General features: G+C 74.0%; 12 protein-coding genes. 6 read left to right on the top strand and 6 right to left on the bottom strand.

Annotated features, from left to right (window positions below; genetic code table 11):
- Window positions 1-364: 364 nt before the first annotated feature.
- Complete coding sequence (locus tag AMK13_RS46420) at window positions 365-1,924, top strand: carbohydrate binding domain-containing protein (RefSeq protein ID WP_241852900.1); 1,560 nt, start codon at window positions 365-367, stop codon at window positions 1,922-1,924.
- 164 nt (window positions 1,925-2,088) lie between these two features.
- Here the strand turns inward: AMK13_RS46420 and AMK13_RS16020 are convergent, their stop codons facing one another.
- Window positions 2,089-3,132, bottom strand: a complete 1,044-nt coding sequence (locus AMK13_RS16020; protein ID WP_049651744.1) for an NAD(P)-dependent alcohol dehydrogenase — start codon at window positions 3,130-3,132, stop codon at window positions 2,089-2,091.
- A gap of 293 nt (window positions 3,133-3,425) precedes the next feature.
- On the opposite strand from AMK13_RS16020, the gene AMK13_RS16015 reads away from it, so the two are divergent.
- Together AMK13_RS16015 and AMK13_RS16010 are read left to right on the top strand one after the other, a co-directional pair.
- On the top strand, window positions 3,426-4,751 hold the full coding sequence (locus tag AMK13_RS16015; RefSeq protein ID WP_074002772.1) for a peptide ligase PGM1-related protein: 1,326 nt from the start codon (window positions 3,426-3,428) through the stop codon (window positions 4,749-4,751).
- Window positions 4,748-5,728 carry a quinone oxidoreductase family protein gene (locus tag AMK13_RS16010; protein ID WP_241852899.1) on the top strand — a complete coding sequence of 327 codons (981 nt, stop codon included), beginning with the start codon at window positions 4,748-4,750 and terminating at the stop codon, window positions 5,726-5,728. The genes AMK13_RS16015 and AMK13_RS16010 overlap by 4 nt, the downstream gene beginning before the upstream one ends.
- A gap of 9 nt (window positions 5,729-5,737) precedes the next feature.
- On the opposite strand, the gene AMK13_RS16005 is transcribed toward AMK13_RS16010, so the two are convergent.
- On the bottom strand, window positions 5,738-7,009 hold the full coding sequence (locus AMK13_RS16005; protein WP_079272172.1) for a sensor histidine kinase: 1,272 nt from the start codon (window positions 7,007-7,009) through the stop codon (window positions 5,738-5,740).
- Window positions 7,010-7,288: 279 nt separating this feature from the next.
- Here AMK13_RS16005 and AMK13_RS16000 point away from each other — a divergent pair, with 279 nt between their 5' ends.
- The gene (locus AMK13_RS16000) at window positions 7,289-9,529 is read left to right on the top strand and encodes an MMPL family transporter (protein WP_074002771.1); all 2,241 of its coding nucleotides are present in this window, start codon (window positions 7,289-7,291) and stop codon (window positions 9,527-9,529) included.
- 108 nt (window positions 9,530-9,637) lie between these two features.
- On the opposite strand, the gene AMK13_RS15995 is transcribed toward AMK13_RS16000, so the two are convergent.
- The 3 genes from AMK13_RS15995 to AMK13_RS15985 are packed head-to-tail and all read right to left on the bottom strand — an operon-like array spanning window position 9,638 to window position 12,336.
- Complete coding sequence (locus AMK13_RS15995) at window positions 9,638-10,168, bottom strand: MaoC family dehydratase (RefSeq protein WP_049655810.1); 531 nt, start codon at window positions 10,166-10,168, stop codon at window positions 9,638-9,640.
- Window positions 10,169-10,186: 18 nt separating this feature from the next.
- Window positions 10,187-11,422: an 8-amino-7-oxononanoate synthase family protein gene (locus tag AMK13_RS15990; RefSeq protein ID WP_198959360.1), complete on the bottom strand. Its 1,236-nt coding sequence runs from the start codon at window positions 11,420-11,422 to the stop codon at window positions 10,187-10,189.
- A gap of 2 nt (window positions 11,423-11,424) precedes the next feature.
- Entirely contained in the window at window positions 11,425-12,336 is a 912-nt protein-coding gene (locus AMK13_RS15985; RefSeq protein ID WP_063780272.1) for an HpcH/HpaI aldolase/citrate lyase family protein, read from the bottom strand.
- Between the two features lie 244 nt (window positions 12,337-12,580).
- On the opposite strand from AMK13_RS15985, the gene AMK13_RS45900 reads away from it, so the two are divergent.
- Both AMK13_RS45900 and AMK13_RS15975 read left to right on the top strand, forming a co-directional pair.
- Complete coding sequence (locus AMK13_RS45900; RefSeq protein WP_074002769.1) at window positions 12,581-14,434, top strand: nSTAND1 domain-containing NTPase; 1,854 nt, start codon at window positions 12,581-12,583, stop codon at window positions 14,432-14,434.
- Window positions 14,435-14,742: 308 nt separating this feature from the next.
- The gene (locus AMK13_RS15975; protein ID WP_049656002.1) at window positions 14,743-15,822 is read left to right on the top strand and encodes a scyllo-inosamine-4-phosphate amidinotransferase; all 1,080 of its coding nucleotides are present in this window, start codon (window positions 14,743-14,745) and stop codon (window positions 15,820-15,822) included.
- Window positions 15,823-15,833: 11 nt separating this feature from the next.
- Here AMK13_RS15975 and AMK13_RS15970 read toward each other — a convergent pair whose 3' ends face one another.
- Window positions 15,834-16,700, bottom strand: a complete 867-nt coding sequence (locus AMK13_RS15970) for an SAM-dependent methyltransferase (RefSeq protein ID WP_074002768.1) — start codon at window positions 16,698-16,700, stop codon at window positions 15,834-15,836.
- Window positions 16,701-16,763: the final 63 nt, after the last annotated feature.

Here is a 16,763-nt window from a genome sequence, read left to right as displayed (position 1 = left end):
GGGCGGTTGCCGGATTTCCGTCTTCCGACTTCCGGCGTCCGCGCGCGGGGGCGCGGCGGTGCGGCGCGCCCCCGGGAAATTGGTCCAGACCTTAAATGGTCCAGACCTATTGACGGGCCCTGCCGCTCCTCCTACGATCCGGACCGGCACAGCCCCACATGTCCCCCACCTCACCCAAGCCGGGCGTCGCGCCCCCACGCGTCGGTCATGTCCATGGCGCTCGGCGGGAAGGGAGCACCACATGTTCCGTCGAAGGCCGAGTCGTCCACGCCCGCAGCAGGCGCCCGTGGAACGCGCGTCGCAGGCCCCCCGCACCGGCCGCGCCCGGCACGGGTCGAGCGTCCTGACGCGTTCCCTCGCCGGGGTGAGCGCCGCCGCCGTGATCGGCGCCGGCATCGCCGTGGCGGGCACCGTCACGGCCGGCGCCGCCACCCCCAACCTGGTGTCCAATCCCGGGTTCGAGAACGGGCTCTCCGACTGGACCTGTTCCGGCGGCTCCGGCGCGGCCGTCGGCAGCCCGGTCCACTCCGGCGCCTCCGCGCTCCAGGCCACGCCGACCGGCCAGGACACCGCCCAGTGCACCCAGACCATCAGCGTGCAGCCCAACTCCCAGTACACGCTGAGCGCCTACGTCCAGGGCAGCTACGTCTACCTGGGCGCCACCGGCACCGGCGTCACCAACGCCTCCACCTGGACGGCGAGCAGCCCCTCGTACAGCCAGCTCAGCGTCGGCTTCACCACCGGGGCGAACACCACCTCGGTGACCGTCTTCCTGCACGGCTGGTACGGGCAGCCCGCGTTCTACGCGGACGACGTGGTGCTCACCGGCCCCGGCGGCAGCAGCCCCAGCCCCACCCCGACCACCGCGCCGCCGACCAGCACGCCTCCGACGACGACACCGCCGACCAGCACTCCGCCCACCACCACGCCTCCGACGACGACGCCGCCCACCACGACGCCGCCGAGCGACACCTGCCCCACGAAGCCCAAGCCGTCGGGCAAGGTCATCCAGGGGTACTGGGAGAACTGGGACGGCGCCCTGAACGGTGTCCACCCCGGCATGGGCTGGGTCCCCATCACGGACAGCCGGATGGCCGCGCACGGCTACAACGTCATCAACGCCGCCTTCCCGGTGATCCTCTCGGACGGCACCGTGCTGTGGCAGGACGGCATGGACAGCAACGTCAAGGTCTCCACCCCCGCCGAGATGTGCCAGGCCAAGGCGGCCGGGGCGACGATCCTGATGTCGATCGGCGGCGCCGCCGCGGGCATCGACCTGAGCTCCAGCACGGTGGCCGACAAGTTCGTGGCGACCGTCGTCCCGATCCTCAAGAAGTACAACTTCGACGGCATCGACATCGACATCGAGACCGGCCTGTCCGGCAGCGGCAACATCAACACGCTGTCCGCCTCCCAGGCCAACCTGATCCGCATCATCGACGGCGTACTGGCCCAGATGCCCGCGGGCTTCGGCCTGACGATGGCCCCCGAGACCGCGTACGTCACCGGCGGCAGCGTCAACTACGGGTCGATCTGGGGCGCCTACCTGCCGATCGTCAAGAAGTACGCCGACAACGGGCAGCTGTGGTGGCTGAACATGCAGTACTACAACGGCAGCATGTACGGCTGCTCCGGCGACTCCTACCAGGCCGGCACCGTGCAGGGCTTCACCGCGCAGACCACCTGCCTGAACAACGGCCTGACCATCCAGGGCACCACCATCAGGGTGCCGTACGACAAGCAGGTGCCCGGCCTGCCGGCCCAGCCCGGCGCGGGCGGCGGCTACATGGACCCGGGGTCGGTCGGCCAGGCGTGGAACGCCTTCAGCGGTTCGCTGAAGGGTCTGATGACGTGGTCGATCAACTGGGACGGCTCGAAGGGCTGGAGCTTCGGCGACAACGTCAAGCGCCTCCAGGGGCATTGATCCCCGGCTGAGCTGACGACGGCCTCCCGCGGTCCGGGCCGTGGGAGGCAGTCGTCAGCCGGTGAAGCGGTCGGCGTGCCGCCGGACGACGCGGCCGGCGGCCCCGGTGGCCAGGATCGGTCGCACGGCCCCTCCGAAGGGGTCCGGACCGGCCCGGCCGGTCGTCAGATGGTGGCGGTGTCGATGACGAAGCGGTAGCGGACGTCGCTGGAGAGGACCCGCTCGTACGCCTCGTTGATCCTCTCGGCGCCGATCAGCTCGATCTCGGCCGCCACGCCGTGCTCGGCGCAGAAGTCCAGCATCTCCTGGGTCTCGGCGATGCCGCCGATGCCCGAGGAGCTCATGCTGCGGCGCCGGCCGCCCAGCGCCCGGATGTCGACCTCCAGCGGCTCCTCCGGGAGGCCGACGTTGACCATCGCCCCGTCGGTGCGCAGCAGGGAGAAGTAGGCGGCGAAGTCGATCGGCGCGGAGACGGTGTTGAGGATGAGGTCGAAGGTGCCCGCGAGGCTCTGGAAGGTCGCCGGGTCGCTGGTGGCGAAGTAGTGGTCGGCGCCCAGCCGCAGGCCGTCGTCCTTCTTGCGCAGCGACTGGGACAGCACGGTGACCTCGGCGCCGAGCGCGTGGGCTATCTGCACGCCCATGTGGCCGAGCCCGCCGAGGCCCACCACGGCGACCCGCTTCCCGGGGCCCGCGTTCCAGTGCCGCAGCGGGGAGTAGGTGGTGATGCCCGCGCACAGCAGCGGCGCGGCCTTGTCCAGCGGCAGCGCCTCGGGGACGCGGACCACGTAGTTCTCGTCGACGACCACGGTCTTGGCGTAGCCGCCGTACGTGGGCCGGCCGTCCTTGCCGACGGCGTTGTACGTCCACACCGGGCCCTCGTCGCAGTACTGCTCCAGGCCGGCCCGGCAGTTGTCGCAGGTGCGGCAGGAGTCGACCATGCAGCCGACGCCGACCCGGTCGCCGACCGCGAAGCCGGTGACGCCGGGGCCGACCTCGGCGACGACGCCCGCGATCTCGTGCCCGGGCACCATGGGGAAGACCGCCCGGCCCCAGCCCTCGTGGGCCTGGTGGATGTCGGAGTGGCAGATGCCGGCGAAGGCGATGTCGATCAGCACGTCGTGCTCGCCGACCGCGCGGCGCTCGATGGTCGTACGTTCCAGCGGGGCCTTGGGGGCCGGCACGGCGTAGGCGGCGACGGTGGTGGTCATGGGAGTTCGTACCCTCTCTGCGGATGGAGCCGGGCCGGTCGGGTCGGACGGACCGGGACGGTCGAACAGCACACCCACGGTACTCCTGGGGCCGGTGCGCCCTGCTGGGGCGGTGCCCGCTCCGGGGGGTGACCGGCACGGGTCGGAGGGCCGCCGGTTGTTCGGTGTTTTGTTCAATGACCGAGCGCCGAACCAGAACAACCCCGGTGCGCTACACCGGTAGCGCACGCCACACCCGTGCCGCACGTGGGACCAGGGCCGCAACAGCGGCGAAGGCCGGAAGGGTTCACCAGATGACGACGCTCTGCATCGCGAACAACCGCACCGAGGAGATGGTCGGGGACCTCGCCGGGACGCCGCCGGCGGAGCTGCTGTTCGCCGGGTGCGGGGCGCAGCGGATGCTCTGGTGGGCCGAGGACGGGGACGTCCTGGTGCTGCCCTGCGGCCCCGACCCGGAGTACCTGGCGTACGTCACCGGGCTGACCGGCGTACGGGCCGACAGCCTGGCCTTCGTGGTGCCGCCGCCCGGCGCCCACGGCGACCAGGTGCTCACCGCCGACCGGCTGGCCGACCCGGGCTTCCGCGCCGAGCTGCGCCGCGCGCTGGACGGGCGCACCGTCGACGAGGTGCTGGCCGTCTCGCCGAACGGCGCGGTGGCCGAGCTGGCGGAAGCGCTCGGGATCGCGCACGCCATGCCCGGCCGGCCCTTCGCCGCGCAGGGCGGCAACGCCCTGGTCAACAGCAAGGCCGGGTTCCGGGCGCTGGCCGCCGGCGCCGGGGTGCCTATCCCGCCCGGGCGGGTGGCCGGCTCGCCCGCGGAGGTCGAGGCCGCGATCGAGGACCTGCTGGCGCGGGGGCACAGCGTGATGGTGAAGGTCGAGTACCAGGCGGGCGGCCTCGGCAACGAGATCCTCGCCCGGGACGAGAAGGCGGAGCCGGTCGGCGCCGAGCGGGTGGTGCCGCTGCCGGACCGGGCGGCGGTGGCCGCGTACGTGGCCGAGCGGTGGACCTGGCTGACCGGCGGACGCGGCCAGCGGGTCGTGGTGGAGCGGTACTTCGCCGACTCGGCGCCGCTGTACGCCGAGTTCGTCATCGGGGACACGGGCGCCGTGCTCTCCGGCTGCGGCGAGATGGTCATGCGGCCGGTGGTGGTCGGGGAGATCACCCCGCCGGTCACCCCGGACGCCGGCACCCGGGACGAACTCGTCCGCGAGGCCGCCCGGCTGTGCGAGGCGCTGCGGGTGATCGGCTACCGGGGCACGGTCAGCGCGGACGCCGTGCTGACCCCCGAGGGCGAGATCTACTTCCACGAGACCAACGCGCGGCTCACCGGCTCCAGCCACCTGCACCACGCCTACGCCGGCCGCCTGCTGCGCCCCGAGCACCGCGGCTCGCGCCACCTCCTGGAGCTGGCCGGCCTCAAGGTGCCGTCCTTCGCCGAGGCCGTGGCGGCGATCGGCGCGGCCGGGCTGGCCTTCGACCGGGAGCGCGGCACCGGCGTGCTGTTCAGCTCCGACTTCGGGCCCGCCGACGGCTCGGTGATGTACTGCGCGGTCGCCGAGGGCCCGGAGGCCGCCCGCGCCCTGGAGGGCGCCCTGCTCGCGCTGTTCGCCGGATGAGTCCCGACCTGGAGGAGAACGGAATGATGCGCGCCGCGCTGATCCACCGCTACGGCGGCCCGGAGGAGCTGAGCGTCGAGACGGTGCCGGAACCGGAGGCCGGCCCGGGCCGGGTGCTGGTCGACGTCGCCCTGGCCGGGCTCAACTACGCCGACCTGGAGTGCCGCACCGGCGAGTACCTCAGGTTCCCGCTGCCGGCGGTGCTCGGCGTCGACGTGGTCGGGCGGCGCCGGGAGGACGGCCGGAGGGTCGTCGCGCTGCTGCGCACCGGCGGCGGGTACGCCCACGTGGCCGCGCCCGAGGCGGCGCACACGGTGGAGGTGCCGGACGGCGTGGACGACGAGCAGGCGCTGGGGTTGCTGGAGCAGGGGGCGACGGCCTACGGCGCGCTGACCCTGGCCGGGCGGCTGCGGCCGGGCGACGCCGTCGGGGTGAGCGCGGCCGCCGGCGGGGTCGGGCACCTGGCGGTGCAGCTGGCCAGGGAGCTGGGCGCGAGCCGGGTGGTCGCCCTGTCCTCCACCCCGGAGAAGCGGGAGTACCTGCTCTCGCTGGGCGCCGACACCGTGCTCGACCCGGCCGACCCCGACCTGGCCGGGCGGCTCGCGGAGTCGGGCGGGCTGGACCTGTTCCTCGACTCGGTCGGCGGCCCGGTGCTGCGCGCCGGGCTGGCCGGACTGGCGCCCTTCGGGCGGCTGGTGTCGGTCGGGGCGCGCGGCGGGGTGGAGGACGCCTTCACGATGGGCGAGCTGACCGAGCGCTCGGCGGGCGCCCAGGGCTTCTGGCTCAAGCACGTGCTGACGGACCGGGCGCTGTTCGAGGGCGTCGCCGACCACCTGTTCCGGCTCGCCGCCGAGAAGCGGGTGGTGGCGCGGATCGACCGGACCGTCCCGCTGTCCGGGGTGGCCGGGGCGCACTGGGCGATGGCCGCGCGGGAGACCATCGGCAAGGTGCTGGTGGACGTCCACCGCGAGGAGTGAGGGCCGGGATCAGCGGAGCGCCTCCTCCGCCTCGCCCGGGGCCAGCGGCAGGCTGGCGGCCACCCGGTAGCCGCCGGTGGCGAGCCCGCCGGTCTCCAGCGTGCCGCCGTGCAGCGTGACGCGTTCGCGCATGCCGATCAGGCCGTGCCCGGACCGGGCCGCCGCCCCGGCGGTGGCCCCGCCCGCGGCCCCGGCCGGGCCCGTCCCGGTGCCCGCGCCGTCGTCGCGCACCTCGACGGTGACCCGGTCAGGACGGTACGTCAGCCGGACGTGGGCACTGGCCGGGCCGGCGTGCTTGCGGGTGTTGGTGAGGGACTCCTGGACGATCCGGAAGACGGTCAGGCCCACCGTCGGAGGCAGCGGTCGCGGGCGGCCGCTGACCTCGAACTCGGTCGGCAGGCCGGCCAGCCGGGACTCGTCGACGATGCGGTCGAGGTCGTCGGCGCCGGGCTGGGGCGGGCTCGGCACGGTCTCCGGATCCTCGTCGGCCCGCAGGACGTCGAGGAGCTGGCGCATCTCGCGCAGGGCCATCCGCCCGGAGGACTCGAGGGTCACCAGGGCGTCGCGGACCACCTCGGTGTCGCCCCCGAGGTTGGCCCGGGCGCCGCCGGCCATCAGCTGCATGGTGGTGATGTGGTGGGCCACGATGTCGTGCAACTCCCGTGCGATGCGGCGTCGTTCCTCGGCCACCGCACGGTCGGCGAGCAGCCTGCGATGGGCCGCCACCTGCTGCTGCCAGCGGTTGACCACGACGGCCGTGCCGACCACGACCGCGACCGCGAGAACGGCGGAGAGGACGTTCGCCCCCGTGGGGAGCCGCCCGTGGCTCTGGTTCAGCAGCGTCACCACCGCCGTCGCGCCGGACATCAGCGCCGTCACCGCGGCGGTGCGGACCCTGGCCACCGAGTACAGGGCCACCGAGAGGGCGAAGCCGAAGTGGGTCGACGGCGGTGCGGAGAGGTTCTCCGCCGCGCCCAGGGCCAGTACGGCCGCCAGCGCCGACACCGGGTGGCTGCGCCGGAAGAGCAGCGGCAGGGCCGGCAGCACGATGAGGACGACGCCGAGCGCCGTGGCACCGCCGCCTCCGGGCCCACCGTCGCCACTCACGCTGCCGAGCGAGTAACCGACCAGGTCCAGGGCGGCCGCGGCGACGGCGACCAGCGCGTCGTCACGCGTCCACGGCACCGCGTCGCCGCCCTTCGGCCTGTCGGCGCCCGGCAGCCTGTCGGAGGCCGGCGGCCCGCCGGAGATCGGCTGCTCGGGGTGTCGGCGCCGGCGCATCTGTGCGTCTCCCTGCTCGTGGCCCGCCGGACCGGTGCGGCGCGGCCGGGCTGTGGTGATCGACCCATTCTGGCACCGGCCGACCGGCCGCGACGGGGCCCCTGAGGCGGGTCCGGGACCGGGACCACGGTCCTGGTCCCGGACGGCTGCCGGACCCTGGGGCCCCGCCTCCGTTCATCCTGTGCCCGGACGAATCCGGGGGGTGCCGCGTGATCGTCTGGAGACCGGCCGGGAACCCGGTGCCGAGTCCACCCGCAAGTCGACACGCAGGAGAACACTTTGATCCGCGCCCTGACCGGATTCTCGACGAGAAACCCATGGAAGGTCATCGCCCTCTGGACGGTGCTGGGTGTCGCGCTGACCGCCCTGAGCGGGGCGCTGATCTTCCGCGTCACGCAGACCCGGGTCGGCGACTTCCTGCCCGCGAGCTACGACTCGGCCGCCGCGCTGAAGATCGCCGAGGACAGGTTCGGCGTGAAGCCCGACGCCGACACGGTGACCGTGCTGGTCGCCCGCTCGGACGGCGGCCCGCTCAGCGCCGCGGACCACCAGCGGATCGGCACCCTGGCCGAGAAGCTGGGCCGGCAGCGGGTCACCATGCCGAAGCCCAAGGAGGAGGACGGGCCGTCCTTCCTGGCGCGGGACCACTCGCAGACCCCCGCGGTCTCCCCGGCGATGGTGGCACCGGACAAGAGCTTCGAGCTGCTCTCCGTCGGGTTGGTCGGCAACCCCGAGGAGCCGGGGATGCAGGACCTCTTCCGGGCCTTCCGGGACTCGGCGCGGGCCCAGTTCGACGACGCTGGGCTGCGCACCGGTTTCACCGGCGGCCTGGCCGGCACGGTGGACACCAAGGACGACGGGAAGACCATGGCGAAGGTCATGGGAGCCCTCACCATGGGGCTGATCGTACTGCTCAACGTGCTGGTGTTCCGCAGCGTGCTGGCGGCCCTGCTGCCGCTGCTCGCGGTCGCCCTGATCGGTGGCGTGGCACTGGGCGCGGTGGTCGGCGCCGCGATGCTCACCGGGATCAGGATCGACCCGAGCACCCCGTCGCTGATCCAGGTGGTCCTGATCGGCATCGGGATCGACTACCTGCTGTTCCTGCTGTTCCGCTTCCGCGAGCAGCTGCGGGCGCGACCCGAAACGCCCGTCCGGGTCGTGGCCGCGGAGGTCTCGGGGCGGGTGGGCACGGCGATCACCTCGGCGGCGCTGACCATCGTGGCCGCCTTCGCCACGCTCGGGGTGGCGAGCTTCGGGCAGTTCCGGGTGCTCGGCCCGGCCATCGCCGTCTCGGTCCTGGTCATGCTGCTGGGCAGCCTGACGCTGATGCCCGCCCTGCTGGCGGCCTGCGGACGCGGGATGTTCTGGCCCTCGCGTGCGCTCCAGAGCCGGCCGCGCGAGGGCGTGTCGGCCCGGCTGGGCGGCCTGGTGGCGCGCCGGCCGCTGGCCCTGGCGGTGGCCTCCGTCGCCGCACTGGGCGCGCTGGCCCTCGGGACGGTCGGGATCAGGATGGACTACGGCCAGGGCGCCGAAGGCCCGCGCACCGCCGCCGCCGCCACCGCGGCGGAGATCTCCCGCGCGCTGCCGGCCGGTGTGTCGGACCCGACCACCGTCTACCTCACCGCCAAGGACGGCGGCACGCTCAGCGCGGACCGGTTCGACGGCCTGTCCCGCGCGCTCGGCCAGGTCGCGGGCGTGGGACAGGTGGCGGGGACCGCCCTCGCCGACGACCGGCGGGCCGCCCGGATCGACCTCTACCTGACCGCGGACCCGCAGTCCCAGCAGGCCCGTGACGTGGTCTCGGGGCCGCTGCGGGCCGCCGTCGCCGCGCACACGCCCGCCGGGACGACGGCCCACGTCGGAGGCACCCCGGCGGTCTTCGCCGACATCTCGAAGGCCGTCGACCACGACCTGCGGCTCGTCTTCCCGGTCGCGGCCGCGCTGATCGCGCTGATCCTGCTGATGCTGCTGCGCAGCCTGCTGGCGCCGGTGGTCCTGATGGTCTCCGTCGGCCTCTGCTTCGCGGCCACGCTCGGCGCCTCGGCGCTGCTCTTCCAGCACGGCCTGGACAAGCCGGGCGTCAACTTCACGCTCCCGCTGGTGCTCTTCCTGTTCGTCGTCGCGCTCGGCACCGACTACAACATCCTGATCAGCGACCGGATCCGGGAGGAGATGGAGCAGCCGGGGCCGGCCCGCGCGGCCGTGGCCCGGGCGGTGCGGCACACCGCCCCGGCCATCGCGACGGCGGGCCTGGTGCTGGCGGGCTCCTTCGCCACCCTCGCCGCCACCCCGGCGAGCCGTCAGGTCGGCTTCGCGCTGGCGCTCGGCATCCTGCTGTCCGCCTTCCTGCTGTCGGTGGTGCTGGTGCCCGCGCTGGCCGCGCTGTTCGGCCGCGGCATCTGGTGGCCGGTCCGCCCGGGGCGCGCCGCGGCCCGCCGCCACCCGCAGGACGGGGCGTACGAGCCGGAGCCGGACATGGGCTCCGCCCCGGACCCCTACCGGCTGACGCCGGGCCGCTGAGGGCGCCCGCCGGTAGCTCCGCACCCGATCCGGACCGGACGTCCGGAGGCACCGGGCCCGACGGCTTCAGCCGCCGGGCCCGGTGCCGCGCCACGACGGGGCACGGCGTCAGTACCCGGCGACCTCGTCCAGGCCGTGGCCGCGCAGCGGGACGAGGAAGCTGCGGTCGAACACCACCACGGGCTCGCCGGTGGACTTCGTCCCGGTGGTGCGGCAGCTCACGATGCCCTGCCCGTCGCGGCTCTTGGAGAGCCGCTTGGCGAGGGTCTCGGTCTCCGCGTAGAGGGTGTCGCCGGTGAACACCGGGTGGGTCATCCGGATGTTCTCCCAGCCCAGGTTGGCGATGGTGCGCCCGCTCGTCGAGCGGGCGGTCATCCCGCCGACGATGCTGAGCGTCACCAGGCTGGAGACGATCGGCTTCCCCCAGGGGGTGTGGGCGCTGTAGGCGGCGTCGATGTGCAGCGGGGCGTCGTTCATGCTCAGCATGCTCATCAGCACGTTGTCGAGCTCGGTGACGGTCCGTCCGGGGCGGTGCTCGACCACCTCGCCGACCTCGAACTCCTCGTAGTAGCGCCCGACCACCTCGCGGTAGCGGCGCTCGCCGATCCGCCGGTAGCCGGCGGGTTCGGTTCCTTCCATGGCGGTTGCTCCCGGGTCCTAGAGGTCGGCGGTGAGTTCCTTGACGTGGCCGGCGAACTCGCGGATCAGCCGCTCGTCCATGTCGGCGCGCAGCATCAGCCGCAGTCCGGCCTCGCCCTTGGGCACGATCGGGAAGAACACCGCGGAGCTGTAGAAGCCGCGCTCGAAGAGCTGGGCGGACAGTTTGACCGCCCGCTCGGCCTCCCCGACGTCGACCCGGCGCACCGGCAGGCCGTTGCCCGCGAAGGTGGTCGGCAGCAGCTCGTCGAAGAGCTCGATGTTGCGGGCCAGCGCGCCCTGGAGCTCGGCCAGTTCGGGGGAGCGGTGGATGGCGGCGCTGGCCAGCGAGGCGCCGACCATCGGCAGCGGGATGTTCTGCGACCAGCCGATCGGGCCGGCGTGCCGGTGCAGGAACTCGAACTGCTCCCGGTTGCCGAGCATCGCGACGCCGCCGCTGGTGCCGAAGGCCTTGCCGAGGCTGGCGGTGATCACCGTCAGCGGGTTCATCTCCAGCCGGGAGCGGACGTAGCCCTCGCCGCGCTCGCCCGCGATGGACAGCGAGTGGGAGTCGTCGATGTAGAGGAACAGCCCGTAGCGGTCCTGGAGTTCGAGCAGCCCGTCGAGGGCCGCGGTGCCGCCCATCGAGTAGGCGCCGTCGGCGACGTAGGCGACCCGCGGGTACTTGCGGCAGATGTCCTCCAGGTAGTTCAGGTCGTTGTGCGGGCAGGTCAGCACCAGCGACTCGTCCGCGCAGATCGGCTTCATGTACGCCATGCAGAAGTGGCAGAAGCGGTCGAAGACCATCACCCGGGGGCCGCCGCCGCCCTGGCAGGTGCCGTCCAGGTGGCCGGAGGCGATCAGCGGCAGGATGCCGGCGGTGAGCGTGGTACAGGACGCCCCCGGCAGGATGTTCGCGCCGAACAGCTCGCCGAGCTCCTCCTCCATCCGCACCAGCAGGTTGTGCCGGATCCTGGTGGTGGAGAGGACCAGTGAGGTGCCGCGGGCCTCGGTCAGCGCGTCCACCGCGCCGGCCAGGACCGCGGGGTGGTTGTTCAGGCCGAGGTACGAGCAGGAGACCATGTTGGCGAACTCGTGGCCGGTCTCGCGGACCGTCAGCCGGTTGTTGGACTCCGAGTCCACCGTGACGCCGATCAGGCCGTTGGCGGCGGCCGCCTGCCAGACCGGGTCGGCGCTCGCCAGCATGGCCTCGGCGTTGCGGTACCGGCGCGGGCCGAGGATGGATTCTTCGGTCATCGTCACTTCTCCGTCGTGTGGTTCGGGGTGTCGGTGGGCGCGTGGTGCTGCGGGTCGTGCGGCCCGCCGGGCCGGGGCGGGTCGAACTGCTCGATCAGGCGCTGCGAGGCCTCGAAGAACGGCATGCCGACCATCACGCCGTCCACCACGGTGACCGAGCGGCCGTTCTCCAGGCCCGCCGCGACCACCCGGCGGGCGCGTTCCAGCAGCTCCTCGTCGGGGCTGAACGTCGCGTTGATCAGCTCGAGTTGGCGCGGATGGACGGCGATCTTGCCGCTGAACCCGAAGTCCCGGGCGAGCCCGGCCTCCCGGCGCAGCCCGTCGAGGTCGGTGACCTCGAAGAACGGCGCGTCCATCGCCTCCACCCCCGCGGCGCGGGCGCTGTTGACCACCCGGGCGCGGGCGTGGGCCAGGGCCTCCCAGGAGAGCCGGGCGCCGACCGCGAAGGCGTAGTCGGCCGAGCCGAAGACCAGCCCGCGCAGCCGGTGCCCGGCGGCCGCGACGGCGGGCGCGTTCTCGATGCCCAGCGGGGTCTCCACGACGGCCAGGAACTCCGTCTCCGGGCAGTCCGCGCCGAGCGCGCCGGCGGCGATCTCGATGTCCCGGGGGGACTCCGTCATCGGGATCAGGACCAGGTCCGGTTTGACCCGGTACCGGGCGATGGCGATCAGGTCGCGCAGACCGTCGGGCCCGGACAGGGTGTTGATGCGCACCGCGCTGCGCGCGAGCTTGGTGGACGGGAGGGCGAAGAACTCCTCGGCGAGCCGGCGGGCCTCCTCCTTCCGGGTGGGTGGGACCGAATCCTCCAGATCGACCATGGCGATGTCGGCCCCGGACTGGTGGCTCTTGGTGTACCGCTCCACCGCCATCGCGGGTGTGGACAGGAGGGAACGGCAGTACCGCGTGAACCTCATGGATGTCTCCGAAGTCAGCGAGGGCTGCGGGTTCCGGTTCTATCCCACCGGCTTTGTTCGGCGCCGTACGGCTGGACATTGAACATCAACTCGGAACAACCGACCCGTACGCACCATTGTTTGACGCCAACGGTCCTGTGCATGATGAATCAACGGGGGGATGGACACGAGGCGCACGCGGCGCGTGTGGCGCGTGGGCACTCAAGGTTTCAGGACACCGCTTCAACGGAGAAGGGGGGCCGTCGTGCCGCGTCGGGAAAGTCCACTGGACCCCGGGGACGGGCCGCTGCTGCGCTTCGCGGGCGATCTGCGTGCCCTGCGGGAGCGCGCCGGACGTCCGCCGTACCGTCAACTCGCCCTGCGGGCGCACTGCTCGGCGGCCAGCCTGTCGGTGGCCGCGGGAGGGCGGCGGCTGCCCAGCCTCGCCGTCACCCTCGCCTACGTGCAGGCCTGCGGCGGGGACGTGCGGGAGTGGCGGCACCGCTGGCAGCTGCTCGCCGCCGAACTGGCCGCCGAACAGTGCGCCCGGCGGCGCGCCCAGGACGTCGGACGGGCCCCCTACCCGGGCGCGGCCGCGTTCGAGGCGGCCGACGCCGAGCGGTTCTTCGGCCGCGAGGCGCTGCTGGACCGGCTGGTCGCCCTGCTGGCCGAACGACGGCTGGTGATCGTCTCCGGGCCGTCCGGGGCGGGCAAGTCCTCGCTGGTCAGAGCCGGTCTGCTGGCCCGGCTCGGCGCGCCCGCCGCCACCGGTGCCGTCACCGGCGCCACCACCGGGAGACCCGGGGCCGGGGGCGGAGCGGGCCGGCCCCCGGCCGACGGCGGTGTCCCGGTGGCGCTGCTGACCCCCGGTGAACGACCCATGGAGGCGTACGCGCTCGCGCTCGCCCGGCTCGGGCAGCGGGCCGGGGAGACGAGGCGCGGCGGGTCCGGACCGACGGCCGGGGACCCGGTCCTGGTGGTCGACCAGGCCGAGCAGCTGCGCACCCGCTGCCGGGACGCCGCCGAGCGGGCGCGCTTCCTGGACGCGCTGGTGGCGACCGCCGCGGGCGATCCTGACGGGGCGTCGGACGGGCTGCCGGTGGCGGCGCCGGCCCGGTGCCGGGTGGTGCTGGTGGTCCGCTCCGACCAGTGCGGCCCGCTGCTCGCCGAGCACCCGGGGCTGGCCGAGGCCGGCCGCCACGGGGTGCTGCCGGTGGGGCGTCCGGCGCCGGACGAGCTGCGCCGGGCGATCACCGAACCGGCGTTACGGGCCGGCTGCACCGTCGAGGGCGCCCTGCTGGCCGTCCTCATCTCGACCGCCGCGCAGCAGCCGGGCGCGCTCCCGCTGCTGTCCGCGGCCCTGCTGGAGACCTGGCGGCGGCGCAGCGGCAACGCGCTCACCCTGGCCGGGTTCCAGGCCACCGGAGGGTTCGAGGGCGCGCTGGCCCGGACGGCGGAGGCGCTCTACAACGGGCTGGACGCGCCCGACCAGGCGCGGGCGCGGGCGGTGTTCCTGCGGCTCGGCGGGGAGCTGCTCGGGGCCGGCGAGGACGCCGCCGGCGGTCCGGCGGCCCTGGGCGACGGGCTGGCGCCGGGCGGTGGGCCGCTGCCCGGCGGTGAACTGGTGCCGGGCGGCGACGAGGGCACCCGCAAGCCGGCCCGGCGGGCCGAGTTCGACGATCCCGGTGTGCCCGAGGTGATGGAGCGGCTGGTCCGGGCCCGGCTCGTGGTGGTCGACCGGGACACCGTCGAACTGTCCCACCAGGCGCTGCCGCAGGCCTGGCCCCGGCTGCGGGACTGGTTGGCGGAGGGCCGGGAGGCGCTGGGGGAGCAGTGCCGGCTCACCGCGGCCGCGCGGGGCTGGGCCGCCGCCGACCAGGACCCGGAACTGCTCTACCGGGGCGTCCGGCTGGAGGAGCTGGTGCGGCGGGTGGCGGCCGGCGAGCTGGCCGCGGCCGGGGTCGAGCGGGCCTTCCTGGCGGCCTCGTCCCGGGCGGCCGTCGCCGACCGGCGCCGGGCGCAGCGCCAGAACCTGGCGGTGGCCGGGGTCGCCGCGGCGGGCGGGGCGCTGCTGGCCCTGGCGGGCGGGAGCCGGATCCGCCGGGCCTGGCGGTGGTGAGCGCCGGTCCGGCGAGCGGGGCCTCCCACCGGTGTTGATCAGCGTCGGAGGGAGCGGGTCGAACAACGGGCGGCCGGTCGGCGGGGTGTTCCCGGTGCCGATCACGGTCCTTGCGTCGCCGTCGGTCGTCCGGGTAGCTTGACGATCGATCCCGGCCCTTCGTAGCGGCGAACTCGGTTGCCCCGCCGGTGATTTCCCGTACGCCGCGGCCGGCCGGAGCCGGTCCGGCGCATCCGTCCGCACGGTTCCAGGCCGTCGCCTCCGCCGTCGTCTCCGTGTTTCCCCCAAACCCGTGTCAAGGGAGAGTCATGTCCGATTCGGCCCGTCCGGTCCAGAGCTGGGACGAGTTCACCACACTGCGGGAGATCGTGGTCGGGACCGCCGTCGGCGCCCGGCTGCCCGAGCAGACCGAGCCGTCCTCCTGGCTGTCCTGCTTCCCGAAGACCAACGCCGCCGACCTCGCCTCGATCGAGGCCGGCCCCTACTCGCGGCAGGTCGTGGAGGAGACCGAGGAGGACCTGGACGACCTGGTGGCCACCCTGCGCGGCCTCGGCGTCACCGTCCACCGGCCCGATCCGGTCGACCACGCGGCCGAGTTCGCCTCCCCGCTCTGGAACGCCGACGGCGGCTTCCACTCCTACTGTCCGCGGGACCTGACCCTGGTCGTCGGCGAGACGCTGATCGAGGTGGCGAGCCCGATGCGGCAGCGCTACTTCGAGGCCTTCGGCCTGCGCGGACTCTTCCAGGACTACCTGCGCCGCGGCGCGCGCTGGCTGGCCGCCCCCCGGCCGCAACTGGGCGACGAACTCTTCGAGTTCGACGAGGCGGGCCTCCCGCTGCTGGGCGAGGCCGAGCCGGTCTTCGACGCCGCGAACGTGCTGCGGCTCGGCCGGGACGTGTTCTACCAGGTCTCCCGCAGCGGCAACGAACTCGGCCTGCGGTGGCTGGAGTCCACCCTCGGCCTGCTCGGCGACGGCGGCCTGCGGCTGCACCCGCTGCGCGACATCTACGGCTACACCCACATCGACAGCACCATCGCGCTGCTGCGCCCGGGCCTGGTGCTGCTCAACCCCGAGCGGATCAGCCCGGAGACCGTCCCGGAGCCGCTGAAGGGCTGGGACGTCCTGTGGTGCCCGCCGGCCGAGCCCACCGGCGACGCGCCCGAGCACGCGCTCAGCGAGAGCTGGATCAGCATGAACCTGCTGATGGTCTCCCCGGACACGGCGATCGTCGAGTCCGAGCAGGAGGGCCTGATCAAGCTGCTGGAGCACGCCGGGATCACCGTCCTGCCGCACCGGCTGCGGCACTCCCGGGTGCTCGGTGGCGGCTTCCACTGCGTCACCCTGGACACCCGGCGCGACGGCGGACTGGAGGACTACCTGTCCTGACCCGCCGCCGCTCAGGGCTTGCGGGCCAGCGCGCAGGAGATCAGCCGCTCCCACACCGACAGGTCGCCCTCGTCCGCCGGCACCCCGCCGGTGCCGGCGGGCTCCGGACGCCACAGCGGGCAGGGCACCAGCCCCGGTTCGAGCAGGTCGAGGCCGTCCAGTAGGCCGAGGATCTCCTCGTCGGTGCGCCAGCGGCCGCGGCCGAAGCTCTCCCGCAGCTTCCGTTCGGCGCGCCGGCGCTCCTCCGTCCCGGCGGAGGTCCTGCCGGAGTTCCCGACGGATTCTCCGCCGGAGTTCCCGACGGAGCGGAAGTGCGAGACGTAGACCAGGCTGCCCGAGGGCACCCGGTCCACCCACCAGCGCACCAGGTCGGCGGGCCGCTCGGCGTCGTCGAGGTGGTGCAGGACGGCGCTGAAGACGACCCCCACCGGCTCGTCGAAGTCGATCAGCCGCCGCACCTCAGGGTGGCGGCGGATCTCCTCCGGCTCGCGCAGGTCCGCCCGGACCAGCGTGGTGCGGGGGTCGGCGGCCAGCAGGGCACGGCCGTGGGCGAGCACGGTCGGATCGTTGTCGACGTAGACGACGCGGGCGCCGGCGTCGTGCCGCCGGGCGGCCTGGTGCACGTTGTCGGCGGTGGGCAGGCCGCTGCCCAGGTCGACGAACTGGCGGACGCCGTCGCCGGCCATCGCGCCCACGGCGCGGATCAGCGCCTGCCGGTTGGCGAACGGCAAGGCCACCGAGCCGGGCAGCTCCCGGAGGAAGAAGTCGCCGACCTCGCGGTCGGCGGCGAAGTTGTCCGTGCCGCCGAGCAGGTAGTCGTAGACCCGGGCGATGCTCGGCTTCGACCGGTCGATCCCGGCAGTGCTGTCGTCGGTCATGGGAACCTGCCCGTCCCTGGGGTCCGTTGTCGCCTCGATCGTAGGAGAACCGTCGCGCCCCGG

It is taken from the genome of Streptomyces sp. CB02056 (assembly GCF_001905545.1).
Taxonomy (GTDB): Bacteria; Actinomycetota; Actinomycetes; order Streptomycetales; family Streptomycetaceae; genus Kitasatospora.
The sequence above is the reverse complement of the archived record's forward strand: the minus strand, read 5'-3'. Positions and strand labels throughout refer to the sequence as shown.

Bases quoted from the DNA above. Each gene is read 5' to 3' on its own strand.
- AMK13_RS16020 (WP_049651744.1), bottom strand. From the start codon at position 3,132: ATGACCACCACCGTCGCCGCCTACGCCGTGCCGGCCCCCAAGGCCCCG.
- AMK13_RS16015 (WP_074002772.1), top strand. From the start codon at position 3,426: ATGACGACGCTCTGCATCGCGAACAACCGCACCGAGGAGATGGTCGGG.
- AMK13_RS16010 (WP_241852899.1), top strand. From the start codon at position 4,748: ATGAGTCCCGACCTGGAGGAGAACGGAATGATGCGCGCCGCGCTGATC.
- AMK13_RS16005 (WP_079272172.1), bottom strand. From the start codon at position 7,009: ATGCGCCGGCGCCGACACCCCGAGCAGCCGATCTCCGGCGGGCCGCCG.
- AMK13_RS15995 (WP_049655810.1), bottom strand. From the start codon at position 10,168: ATGGAAGGAACCGAACCCGCCGGCTACCGGCGGATCGGCGAGCGCCGC.
- AMK13_RS15990 (WP_198959360.1), bottom strand. From the start codon at position 11,422: ATGACCGAAGAATCCATCCTCGGCCCGCGCCGGTACCGCAACGCCGAG.
- AMK13_RS15985 (WP_063780272.1), bottom strand. From the start codon at position 12,336: ATGAGGTTCACGCGGTACTGCCGTTCCCTCCTGTCCACACCCGCGATG.
- AMK13_RS15975 (WP_049656002.1), top strand. From the start codon at position 14,743: ATGTCCGATTCGGCCCGTCCGGTCCAGAGCTGGGACGAGTTCACCACA.
- AMK13_RS15970 (WP_074002768.1), bottom strand. From the start codon at position 16,700: ATGACCGACGACAGCACTGCCGGGATCGACCGGTCGAAGCCGAGCATC.